This is a genomic window from Pseudomonas sp. SED1 (assembly GCF_034044025.1).
Taxonomy (GTDB): Bacteria; Pseudomonadota; Gammaproteobacteria; order Pseudomonadales; family Pseudomonadaceae; genus Aquipseudomonas.
The window spans coordinates 1-17365 of record NZ_JAXCIS010000037.1 but is presented as its reverse complement, the minus strand read 5'-3'; the positions used below and the strand labels follow the sequence as shown (position 1 = coordinate 17365).

Below are 17365 nucleotides of genomic sequence, written 5' to 3'. Positions count from 1 at the left end.
CTAGATCAATTTTTTGTTTGTATCAGGTGAGCTGATTAATCTACAGGCTTTCCCGGTGGATGGCTTGAGCATGATCGACCTCGCAACGCTGGCTGTTTTCTCTGGTGCAGTTCTGCTGCTGTTGTTATCCCCGGGGCCGAACATGGCTTTCGTCATCAGCCACGGTGTGACCTATGGCTGGCGTGGCGGCGTGGCGTCCGGGTTGGGCATCAGTGTGGCGGACCTGCTGCTCACGGCACTGACCGCGACCGGCGTGACCGCACTGGTCGCCAGTTGGCCGCCGGCCTTTGACCTGATTCGCTACGCCGGGGTGTTGTACCTGTTGTGGCTGGTGTTCAAGACCCTGCAAAAAACGCCCGCCCTGGACCCGGCCCACGTCACCCGCGTGCCGTTGGGCCGGGTGTTTGTGCGGGCGATGCTCAACAGTTTGCTCAACCCCAAGGCGTTGCTGTTTTTCATGGTGTTCCTGCCGCAATTCGTCAGTCCCGAGGCGGGGCCCATCGCGCTGCAACTGGTGGTGCTGGGGATCATCCTGACATTGATCAGCGGTGTCTTTCATGCCGTGCTGGGGATCTTCGGCGGGGCGCTCAGCCGGTTTTTTGCCGGCAAATCGGGCAGCGCAGGCTTACAGAAATGGGGCCTGGCGAGCGTGCTGATGGTGCTGGCCATACGGTTGGCATTGATGTCTCGCCCGACGTGAAATCCCACTTATAAAAGGACGTTACCCATGTACATCGCAGCCTTTATCTACAAGCCTGGTGAACGGGATGACGAGTTCCAGCGCCTCACGGATTTGATCGACGCACTGGCGGCAAGGCTGCCGGGATACGTGGGGGCCGAGTCGTGGCACTCGGCGGATGGGCGTTTGATCAACGCCAGTTATTACTGGCGTGATGAAGCGTCAATCCGCGCCTTTGCCAGCCACCCGACCCACCTGGAAGCCAAGCGTCTGTACCGCCGGTGGTACGGCGGTTATCACGTGGTGATTTCCAAAGTGGAGCGGGCCTACGGGGACGGAACGATCGGGCATCTGGTGCCCGCCGACCGCCACGGGCATGCGAATGCTTAACCCAGCCGTGCAGCCGCGCGTGCCACGATTTCACCCCGTGTCTTGCGCGACTCGGCGGTGCGTTTGCGGGCTTCCTCCAGCACATGCGGCGGCGCGGTTTCTGGCCGGCCTGCATTGAATGGTGGTGCCGGGGCATATTCAATCTGCAACTGCACCAGTTGCGCCGCCGCTTCGTTGTACAGCTCGGCCGCCAGGGTCAGGGCAAAGTCGATCCCGGCGGTAATCCCGCCACCGGTCAACAGGTTGCCGTCACGCACCACGCGCTCCTGCACCGGGATCGCGCCCAGCGGGGCGAGCATATCGTGGTAGGCCCAGTGAGTGGTTGCCCGACGCCCGCGCAACAAGCCCGCTGCGCCCAGTACCAGGGAGCCGGTGCACACCGAGGTCACGTAACGTGCGGTCTGGGACTGCACCTTGAGAAACGCCAGGGTTTGCTCATCCTCCATCAACGCGCCGACCCCTGAGCCGCCGGGCACGCAGATCACATCCAGCGTTGGGCACTCCTCGTAGGTGGTGCTCGGGGTAAAGACCAATCCGGTGCTGGAGGTGACCGGCGCCAGGTCCTTCCACACCAGGTGCAGTTTCACGTCCGGCAGCGATCCCAGCACGTCGTAGGGGCCGGTGAGGTCCAGTTGCTGGATGCCAGGGAACAACAAAAAGCCGATCTGCAAGGTCATGGGAATACGCCTGATAAAGGGATGGACGGCTTCACTCTAGTCACCTAGGCTTTGGCGCATACGCCATTGAGCCCACGAATCACGCCAATCATGCCCAGAATCATCAACGTACTCGCCTTTCCCAGTGTGCAGGTGCTCGACGTCACCGGGCCCTTGCAAGTGTTTGCCTCGGCCAATGACCTGGCGCGCCAGCAGGGTTTGCCATTGCCCTATGCGGTCAGTGTGATCGCCGCGCAAGCCGAGCCGGTGATGACCTCGGCGGGCCTGGCGCTGGTGGCCGAGCCGCTGCCGGCCGCCGACGCGCCGTGCGACACGCTGGTGATCGCCGGTGGCTGGGGCGTATACGGCGCCGCCGAAGACCCGGCGTTGGTGGACTGGGTTCGCCAAAAAGCCACCCAGTCAAGGCGCATGACCTCAGTGTGCACCGGCGCCTTTCTGCTGGCCGCCAGTGGTTTGCTCGATGGCCGCCGCGTGGTGACCCACTGGACCCGCTGCGAAGAACTCGCGCTCAAACACCCGGAACTGACCGTGGAGGCCAACCCGATTTTTATCCAGCAGGGCAACCTGTGGACCTCCGCCGGCGTGACTGCCGGCATCGATTTGTGCCTGGCGCTGGTGGAAGAGGACCTGGGCCGCGCCGTGGCCCTGGAAGTGGCGCAGCACCTGGTGGTATTTCTCAAGCGCCCCGGTGGGCAATCGCAGTTCAGCGTGACCTTGTCCCTGCAAAAGGGCGGCAGCCGTTTTGCAGAGTTGCACGCCTGGATCGCCGAACACCTGACCCTCGATTTGAACATCGCCACACTGGCCGCCCAGGCGGGCATGAGCGAGCGCAGTTTCGTGCGCCACTACCGCGCCGAAACCGGCCAGACGCCCGCGCGGGCGGTCGAGTTGATCCGCGTGGAGACCGCCCGCCGGCAACTGGCCGACAGCAGCGCGTCGATCAAACGTATTGCCGTGCACTGCGGCTTTGGCTGCGAAGAAACCATGCGCCGCAGCTTCCTGCGGGCGGTGTCGATCACGCCCCAGGCGTATCGCGAACGTTTTTCCTCACCCGGTTGAAGTTGAGCCTGTTTGAACGAATGGGTACGGTTTTGTACCAAGGTGCTATGTTACTCATAGTCCATTGCGCAGTGTCTTGATCCTAGGCCTCTACGTCGCGGTTTCGACCCTTCCGGCGTACGCACACCCATGAATTCACTACCTCCTGTCCTTGTCGAATTACGCGCGGCGACCGCTGCGCTGCATCGACGCCTCGATACCCGGCTGCCGTTTTCCCGCATGGACCTGGCGCTTTATCGCGAGCTGATGGGCGCCTACTACGGTTTCTATCAACCGCTGGAGCGAGCCCTGGCGCCGTGGGGTGAAATCATCCCTGACCTGGAATGGGGGCGGCGCAGCAAAACCCCGTACTTGCAGGCTGATTTGCGGGCGCTGGGCCTGGAAAACCCGCAGATCGACGCCTTGCCGATATGCCCTGAACTGCCCGCCATCACCAACGTGGCCCAGGCCTTGGGCGCCCTCTACGTGCTGGAAGGCGCAACCCTCGGCGGCCAAGTGTTGCGGGACCTGATCGAGATCAAGATTGGCGTGGGCTCCACCAATGGCGGCGCGTTCATGAATGTGTACGGAGCGCAAACCAGCGCTCTGTGGCAGCGCTTCCTTGATTGTCTTTACCCGTTGAAAACCCCGGTCGACCGTTTGGAGGCGGTGAAGGTCGCCGAGTCGACCTTCCTGTGTTTCGAGCAGTGGCTTGCCCACTGTGGGGTATTGCGATGAGCACGGTCGATACGCTGATCGACGATTGCGCCAGCGAACCCATCCATATTCCGGGCTCGATCCAGCCTCACGGGTTGTTGTTGACGCTGAGCGAGCCGGCGCTTGAGGTACTGCAAGCCAGCAGCAACCTCGCCGTCGCCTTGGGCCTGGGTGCGGAAAGCGCGTCGGGCCAGGCGCTGGCCAATGTGCTTGGCAGCGAGGCGGCGGCGCAGGTGAGCCGTGCCCTGGCGGACCTGGACGCCGATGAAGATGAGATGCACCAACTGACGCTTGATGGCTATGCCTACGACATCCTTCTGCATCGTCATCAGGGCCTGCTGTTCCTCGAACTGGAGCGGGCGATGACCCTTGAGCACCGCGCCGTCGGACAACTCGCCCGCACGCTGCGTCGCTTGCAGTCGACCAAGACGCTCGAGGGTTTGTACCAGACCTGCGTCACCGAGATTCGCAGCCTCACCGGCTATGACCGGGTCACCTTGTACCGCTTCGAGCAGGAAGGCCACGGCAAGGTCATCGGCGAGGCGCTAAGCGAAGGCATGCAGCCGTACCTGGGCCTGTGTTTTCCCGCCTCGGACATCCCGCCCCAGGCTCGCGAGTTGTACCGGCTGAACTGGATCCGCGCGATTCCCGACGCCGAGTACCAGCCGGTGCCTATCCTGCCGGCCCTGCGCCCCGACAACGGCCAGCCCCTGGACCTCAGCTTCGCCGTATTGCGCAGCGTGTCGCCGGTGCACTGCCACTATCTGAAGAACATGGGTGTGCGTTCCTCCATGAGCATTTCGCTGCTCAAGGACGACCAGCTCTGGGGCCTGATCACCTGTGGTCATCGTGAGCCGTTGCGCGTGCCCCATGAACTGCGCACGGCCTGTACCAGCATCGGCCAGCTGTTGTCGATGCAGATCACCTTGCTCCAGGAGCAGCAGGAGCGGCGCCAGCAGCAAGAGAACGCGGCGATGATCGAAGCGTTGGTCGCCGCCATGACTGCGGACCAGTGCGATGTGATGGAAAGCCTGTTGCCGTATGCGCAAACGCTGCTGGACCTGACCGCCGCCGGTGGCCTGGCGATACTGGTGGAGGAGCGCCTGCATGTCTTCGGTGTTTGCCCCACACGTGTTGAGATCCACGGGTTGTACCAATGGGTACGCGGGCAGGGCAAAGGCGTGGTGCACAGCCATCAATTGTCTGTGGATTTCCTGCCGGCGGCGGCTTATCAGGCCCACGCCAGCGGCCTGTTGGCATTTTGTCTGCCCAAGCCGGTGGACAACGCGGTGATGTGGTTTCGTCCGGAGGTCAAGTCCACGGTGGAGTGGAGCGGCCAGCCGGTCAAACATCGGGAACCGGGCGCCACGACCTTGAGCCCGCGCCTGTCGTTTGAACTGTGGAAGCAGCAGGTCGACGGCAAGGCGCTGTACTGGTCGCTCTCGGAGTTGCAAGCGGTGGAGAGCCTGCGGCGCAATGCCCTGGAACACGACCTCGCACGCCAGGTTCAGCGCGAACATAAAGCTGTACAGGCGCGTGATGAACTGGTGGCGGTGGTCTCCCATGACCTGCGCAGCCCGCTGACGATCCTGCTGATGCAATGCGGCATGATGCGCAGCATGGTGCCCGCCGATGACAGCAAGGCTAACCGGCGCCTCTCCTCCGCGATTGAAACCATGCAAAACGCTACTTCCCGCATGAACACGCTGTTGGAAGACTTGATCGATATCTCGCGCATCGAGGCCGGGCGCTACAGCGTGTCACTGCAACAGCTCGATGTGGCGGCGACCCAGGAACAAATCTGCTCAATGTGGCAGCCACTGGCAGCCGCCAAGGGTGTGGACCTGACCTGGCGCTCTGCTGCGGGGCTGTGTGTGCAGGCCGACCCGGAGCGTTTGTTCCAGGTGTTTTCCAACCTGCTGGGCAACGCCCTGAAGTTCACGCCGGTGGGCGGCGTGATCGAGGTGATTGCCGAGGCGGCGGGGGACGAGGTGTTGTTTCGGGTGTGTGACAACGGCATCGGCATCCAGCCGGCGCAACTGCCATATATCTTCGATCGCTACTGGACCTCCCGCGAGGGCAACCCCACCGGCAGCGGGCTGGGGTTGTACATTTCCCACGGCATCATCGAGGCCCACGGCGGTACCTTGTGGGCTGAAAGCGTGCTGGGGCAGGGCAGCGTGTTCAGCTTCAGGATCCCGGCCGGGGGTTGAGGTCCAGCAATTCGAAGATCGCCTCGAGGGTCGCCTGGGGCGCTTCCTGGGGAATATTGTGGCCCACGCCGGCCAACACTTCGCGTCGATAAAACCCGCTGAAATTTTCCAGGTCGTCATCTTCAACCGGGGCCGGGCCTACGCCGTCATCGGCGCCGCACAACGAGATGCTCGGCACCGAAATCGGTGGTGGCTGCACCAGCGCCTGCTCGATGCTTTCCAGCGCCGGATCACCCGGCGCGTACATGAAGCGATGACGGTAAGAGTGGACCACCACCTCGACAAAATCCGGGTTATCAAACGAAGGTGCCGTCTTGCCATACAGGCTTGGTCCCTCGGCCCACGACGGCGACCAGAGCGCCCACAGCAACTGGCAGAACTCACGCCGGTTGGCGGTCAACCCGTCCACGCCGCGTTGGGTGTGAAGGTAAAACTGATACCACAGCCGATGCTCTGTTTCCGGCGCCCGAGGCTTGGTCGACGCAGCAATATCCTGGATGTTGTAGCCATCGCCCGTCACCAGGCCCTGCACCCGTTCAGGCCATAGCGCCGCAACGATACACGCCGCGCGTCCGCCCCAGTCATAGCCCACCAGCGTGGCTTTTTCGATGGACAGGGCATCCATGAAATCCAGCAAATCCTTGGCCAGCGCCGCTTGTTGGCCGGAGCGCATCACCTGATCGTTGATAAAACGTGTCGGGCCATAACCCCGCAGGTACGGCACCAAAACCCGGCAGCCACGCTCGGCGATTACCGGAGCGATCTCGTCGTAGCCGCGAGGGTCATAAGGGAAACCGTGCAGCAGAATCACCACCTCACCGCCTTCCGGGCCATGGGCTTCGTAGGCAATATCGAGCATGGGCGTGCGGATGTGAAGGGTGGGCATGGAGGCTCCGAGGGTGGAGGGGAAGTGTGGGAACTGTAGACCAAGCGGGTTACTGAGCATCGTCAGAAAGGCTGCAGTTGTTTTACTTGTCTAGACCGGCCTGGCGCAAGCCGATGCAGTTGCCCCACGGGTCGCGCACCTGGCACATCCACTCGCCGCCTTCGATTTTCATCGGGCCGCGATACAACGTGGCGCCTAACGTGACTGATGTTTCCGTCGGCGACCAGGCCGGCAGTGACGCCGAGTAATGCGTCGGCAGAGCGCCGATCAATACGCGCCTTGTGGTAACGATGATGTTTGCCCAATAACCTGTGGCGAGGGAGCTTGCTCCCGTCGGGCTGCGCAGCAGCCCCAGGTTTTGTTGACTGTGTTCTTTGAGTTAGATGGCGTTGAGCTTTTTGGGGCCGCTTCGCGACCCAGCGGGAGCAAGCTCCCTCGCCACAGTGAGGGGCTGACTTAAATCTCTGCGTGGGTGATGACGTGTTTGAAATGATGCCGCCACAAATCCGCGCCCAGTTTCCCTGACCGATCCAGTGACGAACCCACAGTCAAATCGCTGATCAGCGTTGGCTGCAAGCCAGCGTCAAACAACGCAAACCCGGCCGCCAGCACACAGGTATCAGTCTGGATGCCACACACCAGCACCCTGTCCGGCGCGAGGCTTTTCAGGTGGCTGATGGTCTCGGGCGTGGGGGCGTAGCCGTGTTTGATGAAGACATGGTCGGCAGCGATCAGGCTGTTGTCGTCGGGCGCCGGCTGCCAGCCCAGTTGGCGGGCGAACGGGGTGATGCTTTCGTCGTGGCGCTCTACGGTGGCCACTGAGGGCATGCGGCCCAGCAGGGCGTTGATGCCGCCCACCATCCAATCGGGCGGGGCGAAGGAGGGTTGTACGTCGATGATCAGCAGAACCTGGTGCATTGGAATCCTGGCAGGGATCGAAGGACCACGCATTGTGCACCGGGTACACCTCGTCTCCAAGTCTGGCGCGGTCTATGTGGGAGCTGGCTTGCCTGCGATGGCGGTGGATCAGCTCATACATCAATGACTGAGACACCGCTTTCGCAGGCAAGCCAGCTCCTACAGGTTTACTCATTTGCCTTCAGTGTGCTCGGGTTCAAGGCTGCCAAACCGTCTTCACCCCACTCAACTTCCGGTCCAGAAACGTCGCTGCGCTGATCAGCGCCAAATGGCTCAACGCCTGCGGCGTATTGCCCAAATGCCGAGCCTGGTTATCAAACTCTTCGGCATACAACCCCAGCGGGTTCGCGTAGCGCAGTAACTGTTCAAACTCCAGATGCGCCTTCTCCACTTGCCCGGCCCGGGCCAGGCATTCCACGTACCAGAACGAGCACGCCGCAAACGCGCCTTCGGTGCCTTGCAAGCCGTCAATCTGGCTGTCGTCGTTGCGGTAGCGATAAACCATCCCATCGCGCACCAGGCTTTTCTGGATCGCTTCCAGTGTCGATAACCAGCGCGGGTCCGTCGCCGCAACGAAGCGCACCAGCGGCATCAACAGCATTGAGCCGTCCAGAGCCGTGCTGCCGATATGCTGCACAAAGTGCCCGCGTTCTTCGTTCCAGAAGTTGCTCCAGATATCCGCGTAAATCGCCTGGCGGGTCTGGTCCCAGCGGGCAAACGGCGCCGGCAGCGAGCGCTTGGACGCCAGGCGAATCGCCCGGTCCAGGGCCACCCAGCACATTAGCCGCGAATGCAGGAAGTGATGCTGCTCGCCGCGCATTTCCCAGATGCCGACGTCTTTGTGGTTCCAGGTTTCGCAGACCTGGTCGGCCACTTCCACCGTGTGTTTCCAGCCCTCGTGGGAGATGGCTTCGCCGTATTTGTTGACCAGGTATACGGCGTCCATCAGCTCACCGTAGATGTCCAGTTGCACCTGGTCGTAGGCCTCGTTGCCGATGCGCACCGGTTGCGCACCGCCGTGGCCGCTGAGGTGGCTCAGCTCGGTTTCCGGCAGTTCCTGGCGGCCGTCGATGCCGTACAGAATGTTGATCTTCATCGGCTGATCGCAGCAGTCACCCACGCGGCCTTTCAACCAGCGCATGTAGCCGTTGGCTTCCTCGATAAACCCCAGGCGCATAAACGCGTAGACGGTAAACGAGGCGTCGCGGATCCAGGTGTAGCGGTAGTCCCAGTTGCGCTCGCCGCCGGGGGTTTCCGGCAGGCCGAAGGTGGCGGCGGCGAGGATTGCACCGTGTTTGCGCGAGGTCAAAAGCTTCAAGGCCAGGGCCGAACGATTGACCATCTCGCGCCAGCGCCCACGGTAGTTGGATTGGGAAATCCAGCCGCGCCAGAATTTCAGGGTGCGATCCAGGCACAGGTCGGTGCAGTCGTTTTTGACTCGGGGATCTTCCAGCCCGCCGAGGACAAATTCGGCGCCTTCTTCCTGGCCCAGTTCAAAGGATGCTACGGCAGCGTCGCCATCCAGTTGCAGGGCGTGGCTGCTGGTCAGGCGCAGGCCGGGCTGGTCTGCGGCCTCAAACAACACGTCGCCGTCATCTTGAGTGGCCCGGGTCTGGCCGCGGGCGTAGTCATGACGCACTGCGCAGCGCATATGGATGCTCGCTTTGCCGCTGACCACCCGCACCCGGCGAATCAGGATGGGCAGGTCGTCGACTTCTTCGCTGACGGTCAAGAAGTCGGTGATTTCCACCACCGCTTCATTGCTCAACCAGCGGGTTTGCAGCACGTTGGTGTCTGGCAGGTAGATCTGCTCGCGGCGGGCCTCGGGCAGGTCGGGCGTGAGCTGGAAGATCCCGGCGGCGGGGGAGTCCAGCAACGAGCAAAAGATGGACGGGCTGTCGAACTCCGGCCAGCAGAAAAAATCGATGCTGCCCTTGTCATTCACCAGCGCTGCACTGCGCATGTCGCCGATGATGCCGTGGGCATCGATGGCACTTTGTGGTTCGTTTTTCAGATCAACCATTGCCACGAAACTCCGGATAAAGGCTCATGCCGCCGTCAATAAACAAGGTGCTGCCCACCACGTAATCGGAGGCATCACTGGCCAGCCACACCACCGCATTGGCGACATCTTCGACGTCACCCACACGGCCATAGGGAATCAACTTGAGTAGCTCCACCTCGGCCGCGCCTTCGGTGGCGGCGCGGTTGATGGCCGTGCGAATCGCCCCCGGCGCAACGCCGTTGATGCGGATGCGCTGCTGGCTGACTTCCTGAGCCAGGGTGCGCATCAGCATTTCCACACCGCCCTTGGACGCGGCGTAATTCACGTGACCGGCCCAGGGAATCACTTGGTGCACCGAGCTCATGTGGATAATCTTCCCGGCGGCCCGGGAAACGCCTTCGCGGATGCCCTGGCGATTGAAGATGCGCAAGGCGGCGCGGGCGCAGAGGAACTGGCCGGTGAGGTTAACGCCGATCACCGCGTTCCAGTCGTCGAGGGTCATGTCGACGGCAGCGGCGTCTTTCTGCATGCCCGAGTTGGCCACCAGAATGTCCAGGTGCCCAAACGCCTCAAGGGTTTGGGCAAACAGGCGCTCGACATCCGCCTCTTTCGACACATCGGCGCCAATTGCAATCGCCCGACCGCCGTTGGCATTGATCTGCGCCGCCAGTGCTTCAGCCGGCGCCGCCTGGGCGTTGTAGTTCAGCACCACGGCAGCTCCAGCCTCCGCCAGGGCCTTGGCGGCCCCCGCGCCGATCCCGGAACTCGCGCCGGTTACCAGCGCCACTTGTTGCTCCAACGAAATGCGCATCGCCCACCCAACCTTTTTCAGAGTGCCCAATTAGCTGACTGATGGCGTGGGCCACAAGTTCACCGGCTGTCTGGAATGCGACGATGGCTGTCTATATCTATCGTTTTTGCCACAGGGCTTTTCGCTAGAATCAACGCCTGATTGATGCGAGACCTGAGCCGATGAACCGCCCACCCCGCCCCTGGCTTGAAGCCTATGCCGACAATTACCGCAACGACGACGTGGTGCACCCCCATTGCCATGCCCAGGCGCAGCTGATCCATGGCGTGTCCGGGGTGATGGTGGTCAGCACCGCTCAGGGCAGTTGGCTGGTGCCGTCCGGGCATGCGCTGTGGGTGCCGGCCGGAACCCCGCACGAGATCCGCATGGCCGGCGAAGTGCATATGCGCACGCTGTTCCTGATGCCCGAGGCCGAGCCGGGGCTGGGGCGCACCTGCCAGGTGATCGAAGTGTCGGCGTTGCTGCGGGAGCTGATCGTCGCCGCCACGCAGATTGCCGGGCACCACAGCCCGCGTCTGCAGGCCATGATCGAGTTGATCCGCATGGAACTGCTCGCCGCGCCGGTGGTGGCGATGCACGTGCCGGTGCCCGGCGAAGTACGGCTAGCCAGGCTGTGCACGCATTTCATCCGCAACCCCTCTGACGACAGCAGCCTGGAATCCTGGGCCGACAGCCTGAACATGAGCGCCCGTACCCTGAGCCGGGTGTTCCAGCGCGAGTTGGGCATGAGCTTCGGTGAATGGCGCAAGCGCGCGCGGTTGGCCCTGAGCTTGAAACTGCTGGCCCAGGGCGTGTCGATTTTAGAGGTGGCGCTGGAGCATGGTTATCAGAGCCCGAGTGCGTTCAGCGCGATGTTTCGCAAGTCGTTGGGCTATCCGCCGAGTCATTTTCGGCCGGTTTGATAACCAATGCGCTGGTTGCCGTTAGTCGCTTTTTTGAGTTCGTTGGGCTAGTGCAGAGCAATCAGCGGGATGCCGGAGGGGCCGATCCAGAGTGGTCAATCGGGAAAGAGGGGCCAGAAAATCACGGTTTAACTCGTTTAGTACCTGTTAGAAATGACAGTAGTAAATATCTCGTTTGTGCGGCATTAGTAAACGCAGCGGCAAGCAGGATGAGTCCTAAAAGTTATTTTCAGGGAAGGATCGAAGATGAATCATCTACATGGATTTTTACTGGTCGGCGGTCTCTCGATTGTGGGTTTGGGGGGCGCCCAGGCCGCGACATGGGTTGCGTTTTCATCGTCGGCAGGTGCCCAGTGCACGCCGGCGAGTATCAATAACAGTGGTATGACCGTCGGCAACTGTACGCCCGCCAGCACCACCGCCAATAATGTACCTTGGGTCGGAGACGGCGCTGCCCACGGTGCTCAATCACCCTTGGCGACGCTGGTCAGTGGGCAGCCTTGCTCGGTATGGGGGCTTGCGCATTCGGGGCAAGCAGTGGGGGATTGCTCGGATGCCAACAATGCCTCCTTTGCAGTCGTGTGGGGCTCGGTGTCTCCAACCACCACACCGCTCAAGCTGGATTCTTTGCCTGCCACACTTCTGATTCCCCTGCTTCGCCCCAAGGACGTTGACACCACAGGCACTGCTATCAACGGCCAAGGCGATGTTGTCGGGTCAAGTTTTAACGCGAGCCGCCAAGGCACTGTGGTGTTTTACCCAGCAGGTACAGGTGCGCCGCAGCGTGTATCGGATTGGGGAGACGGCTGTGCCGCCGTCGATGTAAATCTGCCGGCATCAGGCAATCTCATGATCGCGCTCAACTGTCCCAATAGTGCCGGGAATTCTACTGCGAAAGTCGCTGAAAAGACCGGGGCGGCTTTCAGCGTGACCTCGCTGGCGCTGCCAACGGGGGCCAGTTACTGCACTGTTTCCCAAACGAATAACGCATCGCAGTTCATCGGTACGTGTATTTATCCCAACTCGGCGACCAACGTCGCTAAAAGTGCCTATTGGAGCAGCAACACAGCGGCGCCTTTGGTGCTGACGCTATCAACGGGGTCAAGGAACACCGCCGTCGGCATTAATCAGGCTGGGTTGGCTCTGGTTGTTCAAACGACAATCGAGGGGCGTAGACAGTACATTGCCTGGCAGCCGTCGACCTTGCCGTTGCCGATTGTTCAGTTCATCCCGCTACCCACTGGAAGTGTATGGGGAGACGCAGGGGCAATAGCCGGTGGAAGCCGGGTCACGTTGAACGCTGTCACTCCCAGTCAATACATCACGGGTTGCACGTGGGCACCGTCGGCTGGAAGCGTTTGTGTGCCCACTATAGGCGGAGGGAGCAACAGCCAAGTGGCTGTCATCTCTGAAAATGGCAGCTATATGGCGGGTATGGTGCTGGACGCTGCGCAAACTGTGATCAGCGTCACGACCACATTACCTTGAGCAAAAGAATAAGGAGGATTGGGCAATGAACATCAGGAAAATGATCATGTGCATGGTGTGTGCTTCGATAGCGGTCGGGGCCGTGCCGAGCAGCGTAGCAATATCAAAACTATCCAATCACGCTAATTTTGAAAAGTTTGCACAGAGTTCGGGTTGGACATTGCTTAGCGCCGTTTTCCGTCCCGGGATTTACACGGATGCCCCAATTCCCTACGCCACAGGGGTTACCGAGAAGAATGCCCCCTCCGTCGATTCCTGTCGCGGGGGAATTGTTTTTGTGAAGGATCCGCGCTCTGGGGTCGTCAGCAAAGAGTACTGCTAAGAGGTAGGCCGCTCCGCCCGTACGCTGTGTTGCGTCATGTAACGCTGTTGTCCGTTTAGCGACGATACATGGCCCTCACGCGGGCGAATCGGACAGGCCATCTGCCTAGTCTGCAAGGCTCCTTCTTGAGCGAGCCTTGCGATGCACAGCCCTTCTTTTCATCCATGGATGCCCATCGCCCTGTTGAGTGTGCTGGCCGGGTGCAGTGGCGTGTCCGGCCAGCCGTCGACCGTCACGGCGCAGCCCTCGCCGCGGCTATCCTTCGAGTCGGCCGAGCCATTGCCCGCCCGCTGGTGGCAGCTGTACCGCGACCCGCAGCTGGACGCCCTGGTGGCGGGGGCCTTGCGCCAGAACAAAGACCTTGAAGCCGCTGCCGCCCATGTCGACGCATTGCTGGCGCGGCTCGAACAGGTCGACGGTGAGCGCCTTCCGTCTACCTCTCTGGATTATGGCCTGGCCTACGGTCGCAGCCGGGATGACCAGACTCTGGCCCAGGCCACCAACGGTCATGCCGGTGCCGAATGGAGCCACACGCCTGAGTTTTCCCTGAGCTACACCCTCGACCTGTGGGGCGAGGTGCGTTATCGCATTGCCGCGGCACGGGCCGATGCCCAAGTGGCGCGAGCGCTGGAAGACGAGTTGCGGGTGACGGTGGCCGCGCAGACGGCCCGCGCTTATGCCCAGGCCTGTGTTTATGGATTGCAGGAGCAGGTGCAGGCCCACTCGGTGCAGTTGCTGGAGCAGAGTGTTGCGGTTACGCAAAAGCTGCAAAAGGCAGGTGCGGCGACGGACCTGGACCTGACTCGCCTGCAAGGCCTGCTGGAAGAAACCCGCGCGCCCTTGCCGATGTTCACGGCTCGGCGCAGCAGCGCGTTGTATGAGTTGGCCGTGCTCAGCGGGTTGCCGCCCGAGCAGGTCACACCACGCAACTGTACCCACAGCCCGCAATTGCAGGCGGCGTTGCCGGTGGGCGAGGGGTGGGCGCTGGTGCAACGGCGGCCGGATATCCGCCGTGCCGAGGGGCAACTGCGCTCGGCGACCTCGACGGTGGGCCTGTCCCGGGCCGAGCTTTACCCGCGAATTACCTTTGGCGCGATGCTCGGTTCATCCGCCAGCAGCCTGGGCAAACTCGGTGACCGCTACGCGACGGTGTATTCCGTCGGGCCGCTGGTGTCCTGGCGCTTTCCCAATCGGCAGATCGCCCAGGCGCGGGTCAAGCAGAGCCAGGCCGAAGCGCGCCAGGCCCTGGCGCGGTTCGACGGCACGGTGCTCAACGCGTTGAAGCAGGTCGAGCAGGCCATGGCCTTGTACCAGGGCGAACAACAGCGGCGCGAGGCCCTGGCTGCCGCGCTGGACAACAACCGCCGCGCCTTCGACCTGGCCTCCCGGGCCTACCACGCCGGCGCGCTGGACGCCCTGCAACTGCTGGACAGCGAGCGCAGCCTGGTGGGCCTTGAGGCCCGCGTGGCCGAGTCCGACCTGCGCCTGATCAATCGCCAGATCGACCTGTTCCAGGCCCTCGGTGGCGGTTGGCAGCGTGATGATACAACCGACCCCTTATCTGTCGCTGTCAATGGAGCCACACCATGAACCAGGCTGTTGAACCGATTCGCCTGACCGTTATGCAACGCCATCGTCGCGCCCTGGTGACCACTGCATCGCTCGCCACGCTGTTGGGGCTTGCAGCCTTTGCCGGGTATTGGTGGCAATGGGGGCGTTTTCTGGAAGAAACCGATGATGCCTATGTACGCGCTGACTGGGTCGCCATCAGCCCACGGATCGCCGGGTATGTGGCCCAGGTACTGGTGGAAGACAACCAGCCGGTCAAGGCCGGCGACGTACTGGTGCGTATCGACGACCGGGATTTCACCGAGCGCCTGAACAGCGCCCAGGCACAACTGCAACAGGCGCAGGCGGCAGCGACGGCGCAACAGGCCTCGCTGCAAACCCTCGACGCGCAAATGGGCGAGCAGCAGCAACGCATTGCCCAGGCAAAGGCGGCGTTGAGCAGCGGCGAGGCCGAGGCCCGGCGCGCGAGGCTCGATTACCAGCGATATCGCGAGTTGGTCGCCCAACAGGTGGCCAGCGCCCAGCACCTGGAAACCGTCAGCGCCAACCAGGCCAAGGCTCAGGCGGCCTTGGTAAAAGCCAGCGCCCAGGTCGCGCGCCAGCAAGCGCAGTTGCAGGTGTTGCAGGCGCGCCGGCAACAGGCGCAGGCGCAAATTGTCGAGCATCAGGCGCGCATCGGCGAGGCCCAGGCCAATCTCGCCCTGGCCGGCAATGCGTTGAAGGACACCGAGATTCGCGCGCCTTTCGACGGCGTGGTGGGCCAGCGCAAGGTTCGTCGCCAGCAGTATGTGATGCCCGGCCTGCCACTGCTGGCGGTGGTGCCGGTGGAACAGGCCTATGTGATTGCCAACTACAAGGAAACCCAGTTGCAGCACATGGCGCCCGGGCAGTCGGTGGAGATCGCGGTGGACAGTTTTGCCGGTGCGCATTGGCACGGCCAAGTGGAAAGCATCGCCCCCGGCTCCGGTGCCGTGTTCGCGCTGTTGCCGCCAGACAACGCCACCGGCAACTTCACCAAGATCGTCCAGCGGTTTCCGGTGAAGATCCGCCTGGAGCCCGGCGAATCGCGGGTTCTGCCGGGCATGTCGGTCATCGCCACGGTCAACACCCGTCCCGCCGTGAGCCAGGAGCACGTTCATGGAGGCTGAAGGGCGTGTGCCGTTTCGCGCCTGGGTAGCGGTGATCGGCGGGCTGTTCGGCTGCTTCATGGCCGGGATGAACGTGCACGTCACCAGCGCCGCGCTGCCGGAAATCGAAGGCGCACTGGGCGCGACTTTTGAGGAAGGCTCGTGGATTTCCACTGCTTACCTGGTGGCGGAAATCATCATGATTCCCCTCACCGCGTGGCTGGTGCAGGTGTTTTCCCTGCGCCGGGTGATGCTGTGGGGCTCGGGGATATTCCTGGTGGCGTCGGTGGCGTGTTCGCTGTCGCCCAACCTGCAAGTGATGATTCTGATCCGGGTGGTGCAGGGCGCGGCCGGGGCTGTGCTGATTCCCTTGTCATTCCAGCTGATCATCACTGAGCTGCCGGCCAGCAAGATCCCGCTGGGCATGGCCTTGTTCAGCCTGGCCAACAGTGTGGCCCAGGCCGCCGGGCCGTCGATTGGTGGCTGGCTGACCGACGCGTATTCCTGGCGCTGGATCTTCTACCTGCAACTGTTCCCGGGGATTGCGTTGCTGGCGGCGGTGGCCTGGTCCATCGACCGCCAGCCGATGAAACTCGGCCTGTTGCGCCAGGGCGATTGGCTGGGCATCGGCTGCATGGTGCTGGGCCTGGGCGCGTTGCAGATCGTGCTGGAGGAGGGCGGGCGCAAGGACTGGTTCGGCTCGCCCTTTATCGTGTGGATGACGCTGTTGGCGGTGGTGGGATTGATCGGCTTCGTGGCCCGTCAGTTGTGGGGCAAGCATGCCTTTATCAACCTGCGGCTGTTGGGGCACTACAACTTTGGCGTGGCCAGCGTGGCGATGTTTATCTTTGGCGCGAGCACCTACGGGTTGGTGTTTCTGGTGCCCAATTACCTGTCGCAATTGCAGCACTACAACGCCAGCGAAATTGGCGTGAGCTTGATTGCGTATGGGCTGGTGCAATTGATCATGGCGCCGTTTCTGCCGCGCTTGATGAAGTGGGTCAGTGCAAAAATGCTGGTGGCCTCGGGGTTTGCGATCATGGCCTTGGGCTGCTGGATGGGCGCGCACCTGTCGGCGGACAGCGCCGGCAATGTGATCGTGCCCTCGATCGTGGTGCGCGGGATTGGTCAGCCGTTGATCATGGTCGCGTTGTCGGTGCTCGCCGTGCATGGGCTGGCCAAGGCGCAGGCGGGGTCGGCGTCGGCGGTGTTCTCGATGCTGCGCAACCTGGGGGGCGCGGTCGGTACGGCGCTGCTGGCGCAATTGGTGGTGGTGCGCGAGCGGGTGCATTCGGCGCGGATCGGTGAGTCGGTGACGCTGTTTGACCCGGTGCTGCAACAGCGCTTGCCTGGGGGCGGGGCGCTGCAGGAGCAGTTGCCGGAGCATCAGGTGGTGTTGGACCTGCTGGACCAGAGTGTGCGCCATCAGGCGTTTTTGATGGCCTACAGTGATGCGTTCTTTCTGGCGTGTGTGGCGTTGGCCGCGTGTGCGGTGGCGGCGTTGATGTTGCGGCGTATCTAGGGTCAATGTTGTGGTTCGCTCAGGTGAGCGCAATGTTTCGGGTGGGTTTTTATGGTTTGGGGGGCTGGGTACATATCCGTTATTTGGGTGATGGCTGGTAT

16 protein-coding genes are annotated in these 17365 nt (G+C 62.3%); 10 read left to right on the top strand and 6 right to left on the bottom strand.

From position 1 onward, the window contains the following. The first annotated feature begins 70 nt into the window (after nucleotides 1-70). On the top strand, nucleotides 71-700 hold the full coding sequence (locus tag SNL23_RS04475; RefSeq protein WP_318301719.1) for a LysE family translocator: 630 nt from the start codon (nucleotides 71-73) through the stop codon (nucleotides 698-700). A gap of 27 nt (nucleotides 701-727) precedes the next feature. After that, nucleotides 728-1069 (top strand): antibiotic biosynthesis monooxygenase family protein, encoded by a 342-nt coding sequence (locus SNL23_RS04470; protein ID WP_076014308.1) that lies wholly within the window; start codon nucleotides 728-730, stop codon nucleotides 1067-1069. Here SNL23_RS04470 and inhA read toward each other — a convergent pair. Continuing rightward, nucleotides 1066-1746 (bottom strand): isonitrile hydratase, encoded by a 681-nt coding sequence (inhA, locus tag SNL23_RS04465; protein WP_318301718.1) that lies wholly within the window; start codon nucleotides 1744-1746, stop codon nucleotides 1066-1068. The two genes, SNL23_RS04470 and inhA, sit on opposite strands and share 4 nt — an antisense overlap. Before the next feature lie 90 nt (nucleotides 1747-1836). Here inhA and SNL23_RS04460 point away from each other — a divergent pair, with 90 nt between their 5' ends. From SNL23_RS04460 to SNL23_RS04450, 3 genes are all read left to right on the top strand, one after another. Further along, nucleotides 1837-2805, top strand: coding sequence for a GlxA family transcriptional regulator (locus SNL23_RS04460; protein ID WP_318301717.1), 969 nt, complete (start codon nucleotides 1837-1839; stop codon nucleotides 2803-2805). Nucleotides 2806-2934: 129 nt separating this feature from the next. Beyond that, complete coding sequence (locus SNL23_RS04455; RefSeq protein WP_318301716.1) at nucleotides 2935-3522, top strand: biliverdin-producing heme oxygenase; 588 nt, start codon at nucleotides 2935-2937, stop codon at nucleotides 3520-3522. After that, nucleotides 3519-5714 (top strand): ATP-binding protein, encoded by a 2196-nt coding sequence (locus tag SNL23_RS04450; protein ID WP_318301715.1) that lies wholly within the window; start codon nucleotides 3519-3521, stop codon nucleotides 5712-5714. Before SNL23_RS04455 ends, SNL23_RS04450 begins: the two co-directional genes overlap by 4 nt. Here the strand turns inward: SNL23_RS04450 and SNL23_RS04445 are convergent. The 5 genes from SNL23_RS04445 to SNL23_RS04425 all read right to left on the bottom strand — a co-directional run bounded on the left by SNL23_RS04445 (nucleotide 5692) and on the right by SNL23_RS04425 (nucleotide 10334). Beyond that, nucleotides 5692-6600, bottom strand: a complete 909-nt coding sequence (locus SNL23_RS04445) for an alpha/beta fold hydrolase (RefSeq protein ID WP_318301714.1) — start codon at nucleotides 6598-6600, stop codon at nucleotides 5692-5694. The genes SNL23_RS04450 and SNL23_RS04445 overlap by 23 nt on opposite strands. Nucleotides 6601-6682: 82 nt before the next feature. Then, nucleotides 6683-6871, bottom strand: a complete 189-nt coding sequence (locus SNL23_RS04440) for a VOC family protein (RefSeq protein ID WP_256576857.1) — start codon at nucleotides 6869-6871, stop codon at nucleotides 6683-6685. A 185-nt stretch (nucleotides 6872-7056) separates the two neighbouring features. Then, on the bottom strand, nucleotides 7057-7518 hold the full coding sequence (locus SNL23_RS04435) for a cysteine hydrolase family protein (protein ID WP_318301713.1): 462 nt from the start codon (nucleotides 7516-7518) through the stop codon (nucleotides 7057-7059). A gap of 196 nt (nucleotides 7519-7714) precedes the next feature. Beyond that, complete coding sequence (locus tag SNL23_RS04430; RefSeq protein WP_318301712.1) at nucleotides 7715-9541, bottom strand: glycoside hydrolase family 15 protein; 1827 nt, start codon at nucleotides 9539-9541, stop codon at nucleotides 7715-7717. Beyond that, nucleotides 9534-10334: a glucose 1-dehydrogenase gene (locus SNL23_RS04425; protein ID WP_010166680.1), complete on the bottom strand. Its 801-nt coding sequence runs from the start codon at nucleotides 10332-10334 to the stop codon at nucleotides 9534-9536. Before SNL23_RS04425 ends, SNL23_RS04430 begins: the two co-directional genes overlap by 8 nt. A gap of 161 nt (nucleotides 10335-10495) precedes the next feature. On the opposite strand from SNL23_RS04425, the gene SNL23_RS04420 reads away from it, so the two are divergent. The 5 genes from SNL23_RS04420 (at nucleotide 10496) to SNL23_RS04400 (ending at nucleotide 17264) form a co-directional block, all read left to right on the top strand. Then, nucleotides 10496-11236 (top strand): AraC family transcriptional regulator, encoded by a 741-nt coding sequence (locus tag SNL23_RS04420; RefSeq protein ID WP_076014300.1) that lies wholly within the window; start codon nucleotides 10496-10498, stop codon nucleotides 11234-11236. Between the two features lie 246 nt (nucleotides 11237-11482). Then, on the top strand, nucleotides 11483-12724 hold the full coding sequence (locus SNL23_RS04415; protein WP_076014299.1) for a hypothetical protein: 1242 nt from the start codon (nucleotides 11483-11485) through the stop codon (nucleotides 12722-12724). A gap of 463 nt (nucleotides 12725-13187) precedes the next feature. Next, the gene (locus tag SNL23_RS04410) at nucleotides 13188-14636 is read left to right on the top strand and encodes an efflux transporter outer membrane subunit (protein ID WP_167665748.1); all 1449 of its coding nucleotides are present in this window, start codon (nucleotides 13188-13190) and stop codon (nucleotides 14634-14636) included. Continuing rightward, the gene (locus SNL23_RS04405) at nucleotides 14633-15763 is read left to right on the top strand and encodes an HlyD family secretion protein (protein ID WP_318301711.1); all 1131 of its coding nucleotides are present in this window, start codon (nucleotides 14633-14635) and stop codon (nucleotides 15761-15763) included. The genes SNL23_RS04410 and SNL23_RS04405 overlap by 4 nt, the downstream gene beginning before the upstream one ends. Then, nucleotides 15753-17264 carry an MDR family MFS transporter gene (locus tag SNL23_RS04400; protein ID WP_167665750.1) on the top strand — a complete coding sequence of 504 codons (1512 nt, stop codon included), beginning with the start codon at nucleotides 15753-15755 and terminating at the stop codon, nucleotides 17262-17264. The genes SNL23_RS04405 and SNL23_RS04400 overlap by 11 nt, the downstream gene beginning before the upstream one ends. Nucleotides 17265-17365: the final 101 nt, after the last annotated feature.

Coding starts and splice junctions, on each gene's coding strand:
- SNL23_RS04475 (WP_318301719.1), top strand. CDS start 71: ATGATCGACCTCGCAACGCTGGCTGTTTTCTCTGGTGCAGTTCTGCTG.
- SNL23_RS04470 (WP_076014308.1), top strand. CDS start 728: ATGTACATCGCAGCCTTTATCTACAAGCCTGGTGAACGGGATGACGAG.
- inhA (WP_318301718.1), bottom strand. CDS start 1,746: ATGACCTTGCAGATCGGCTTTTTGTTGTTCCCTGGCATCCAGCAACTG.
- SNL23_RS04460 (WP_318301717.1), top strand. CDS start 1,837: ATGCCCAGAATCATCAACGTACTCGCCTTTCCCAGTGTGCAGGTGCTC.
- SNL23_RS04455 (WP_318301716.1), top strand. CDS start 2,935: ATGAATTCACTACCTCCTGTCCTTGTCGAATTACGCGCGGCGACCGCT.
- SNL23_RS04450 (WP_318301715.1), top strand. CDS start 3,519: ATGAGCACGGTCGATACGCTGATCGACGATTGCGCCAGCGAACCCATC.
- SNL23_RS04445 (WP_318301714.1), bottom strand. CDS start 6,600: ATGCCCACCCTTCACATCCGCACGCCCATGCTCGATATTGCCTACGAA.
- SNL23_RS04435 (WP_318301713.1), bottom strand. CDS start 7,518: ATGCACCAGGTTCTGCTGATCATCGACGTACAACCCTCCTTCGCCCCG.
- SNL23_RS04430 (WP_318301712.1), bottom strand. CDS start 9,541: ATGGTTGATCTGAAAAACGAACCACAAAGTGCCATCGATGCCCACGGC.
- SNL23_RS04425 (WP_010166680.1), bottom strand. CDS start 10,334: ATGCGCATTTCGTTGGAGCAACAAGTGGCGCTGGTAACCGGCGCGAGT.
- SNL23_RS04420 (WP_076014300.1), top strand. CDS start 10,496: ATGAACCGCCCACCCCGCCCCTGGCTTGAAGCCTATGCCGACAATTAC.
- SNL23_RS04415 (WP_076014299.1), top strand. CDS start 11,483: ATGAATCATCTACATGGATTTTTACTGGTCGGCGGTCTCTCGATTGTG.
- SNL23_RS04410 (WP_167665748.1), top strand. CDS start 13,188: ATGCACAGCCCTTCTTTTCATCCATGGATGCCCATCGCCCTGTTGAGT.
- SNL23_RS04405 (WP_318301711.1), top strand. CDS start 14,633: ATGAACCAGGCTGTTGAACCGATTCGCCTGACCGTTATGCAACGCCAT.
- SNL23_RS04400 (WP_167665750.1), top strand. CDS start 15,753: ATGGAGGCTGAAGGGCGTGTGCCGTTTCGCGCCTGGGTAGCGGTGATC.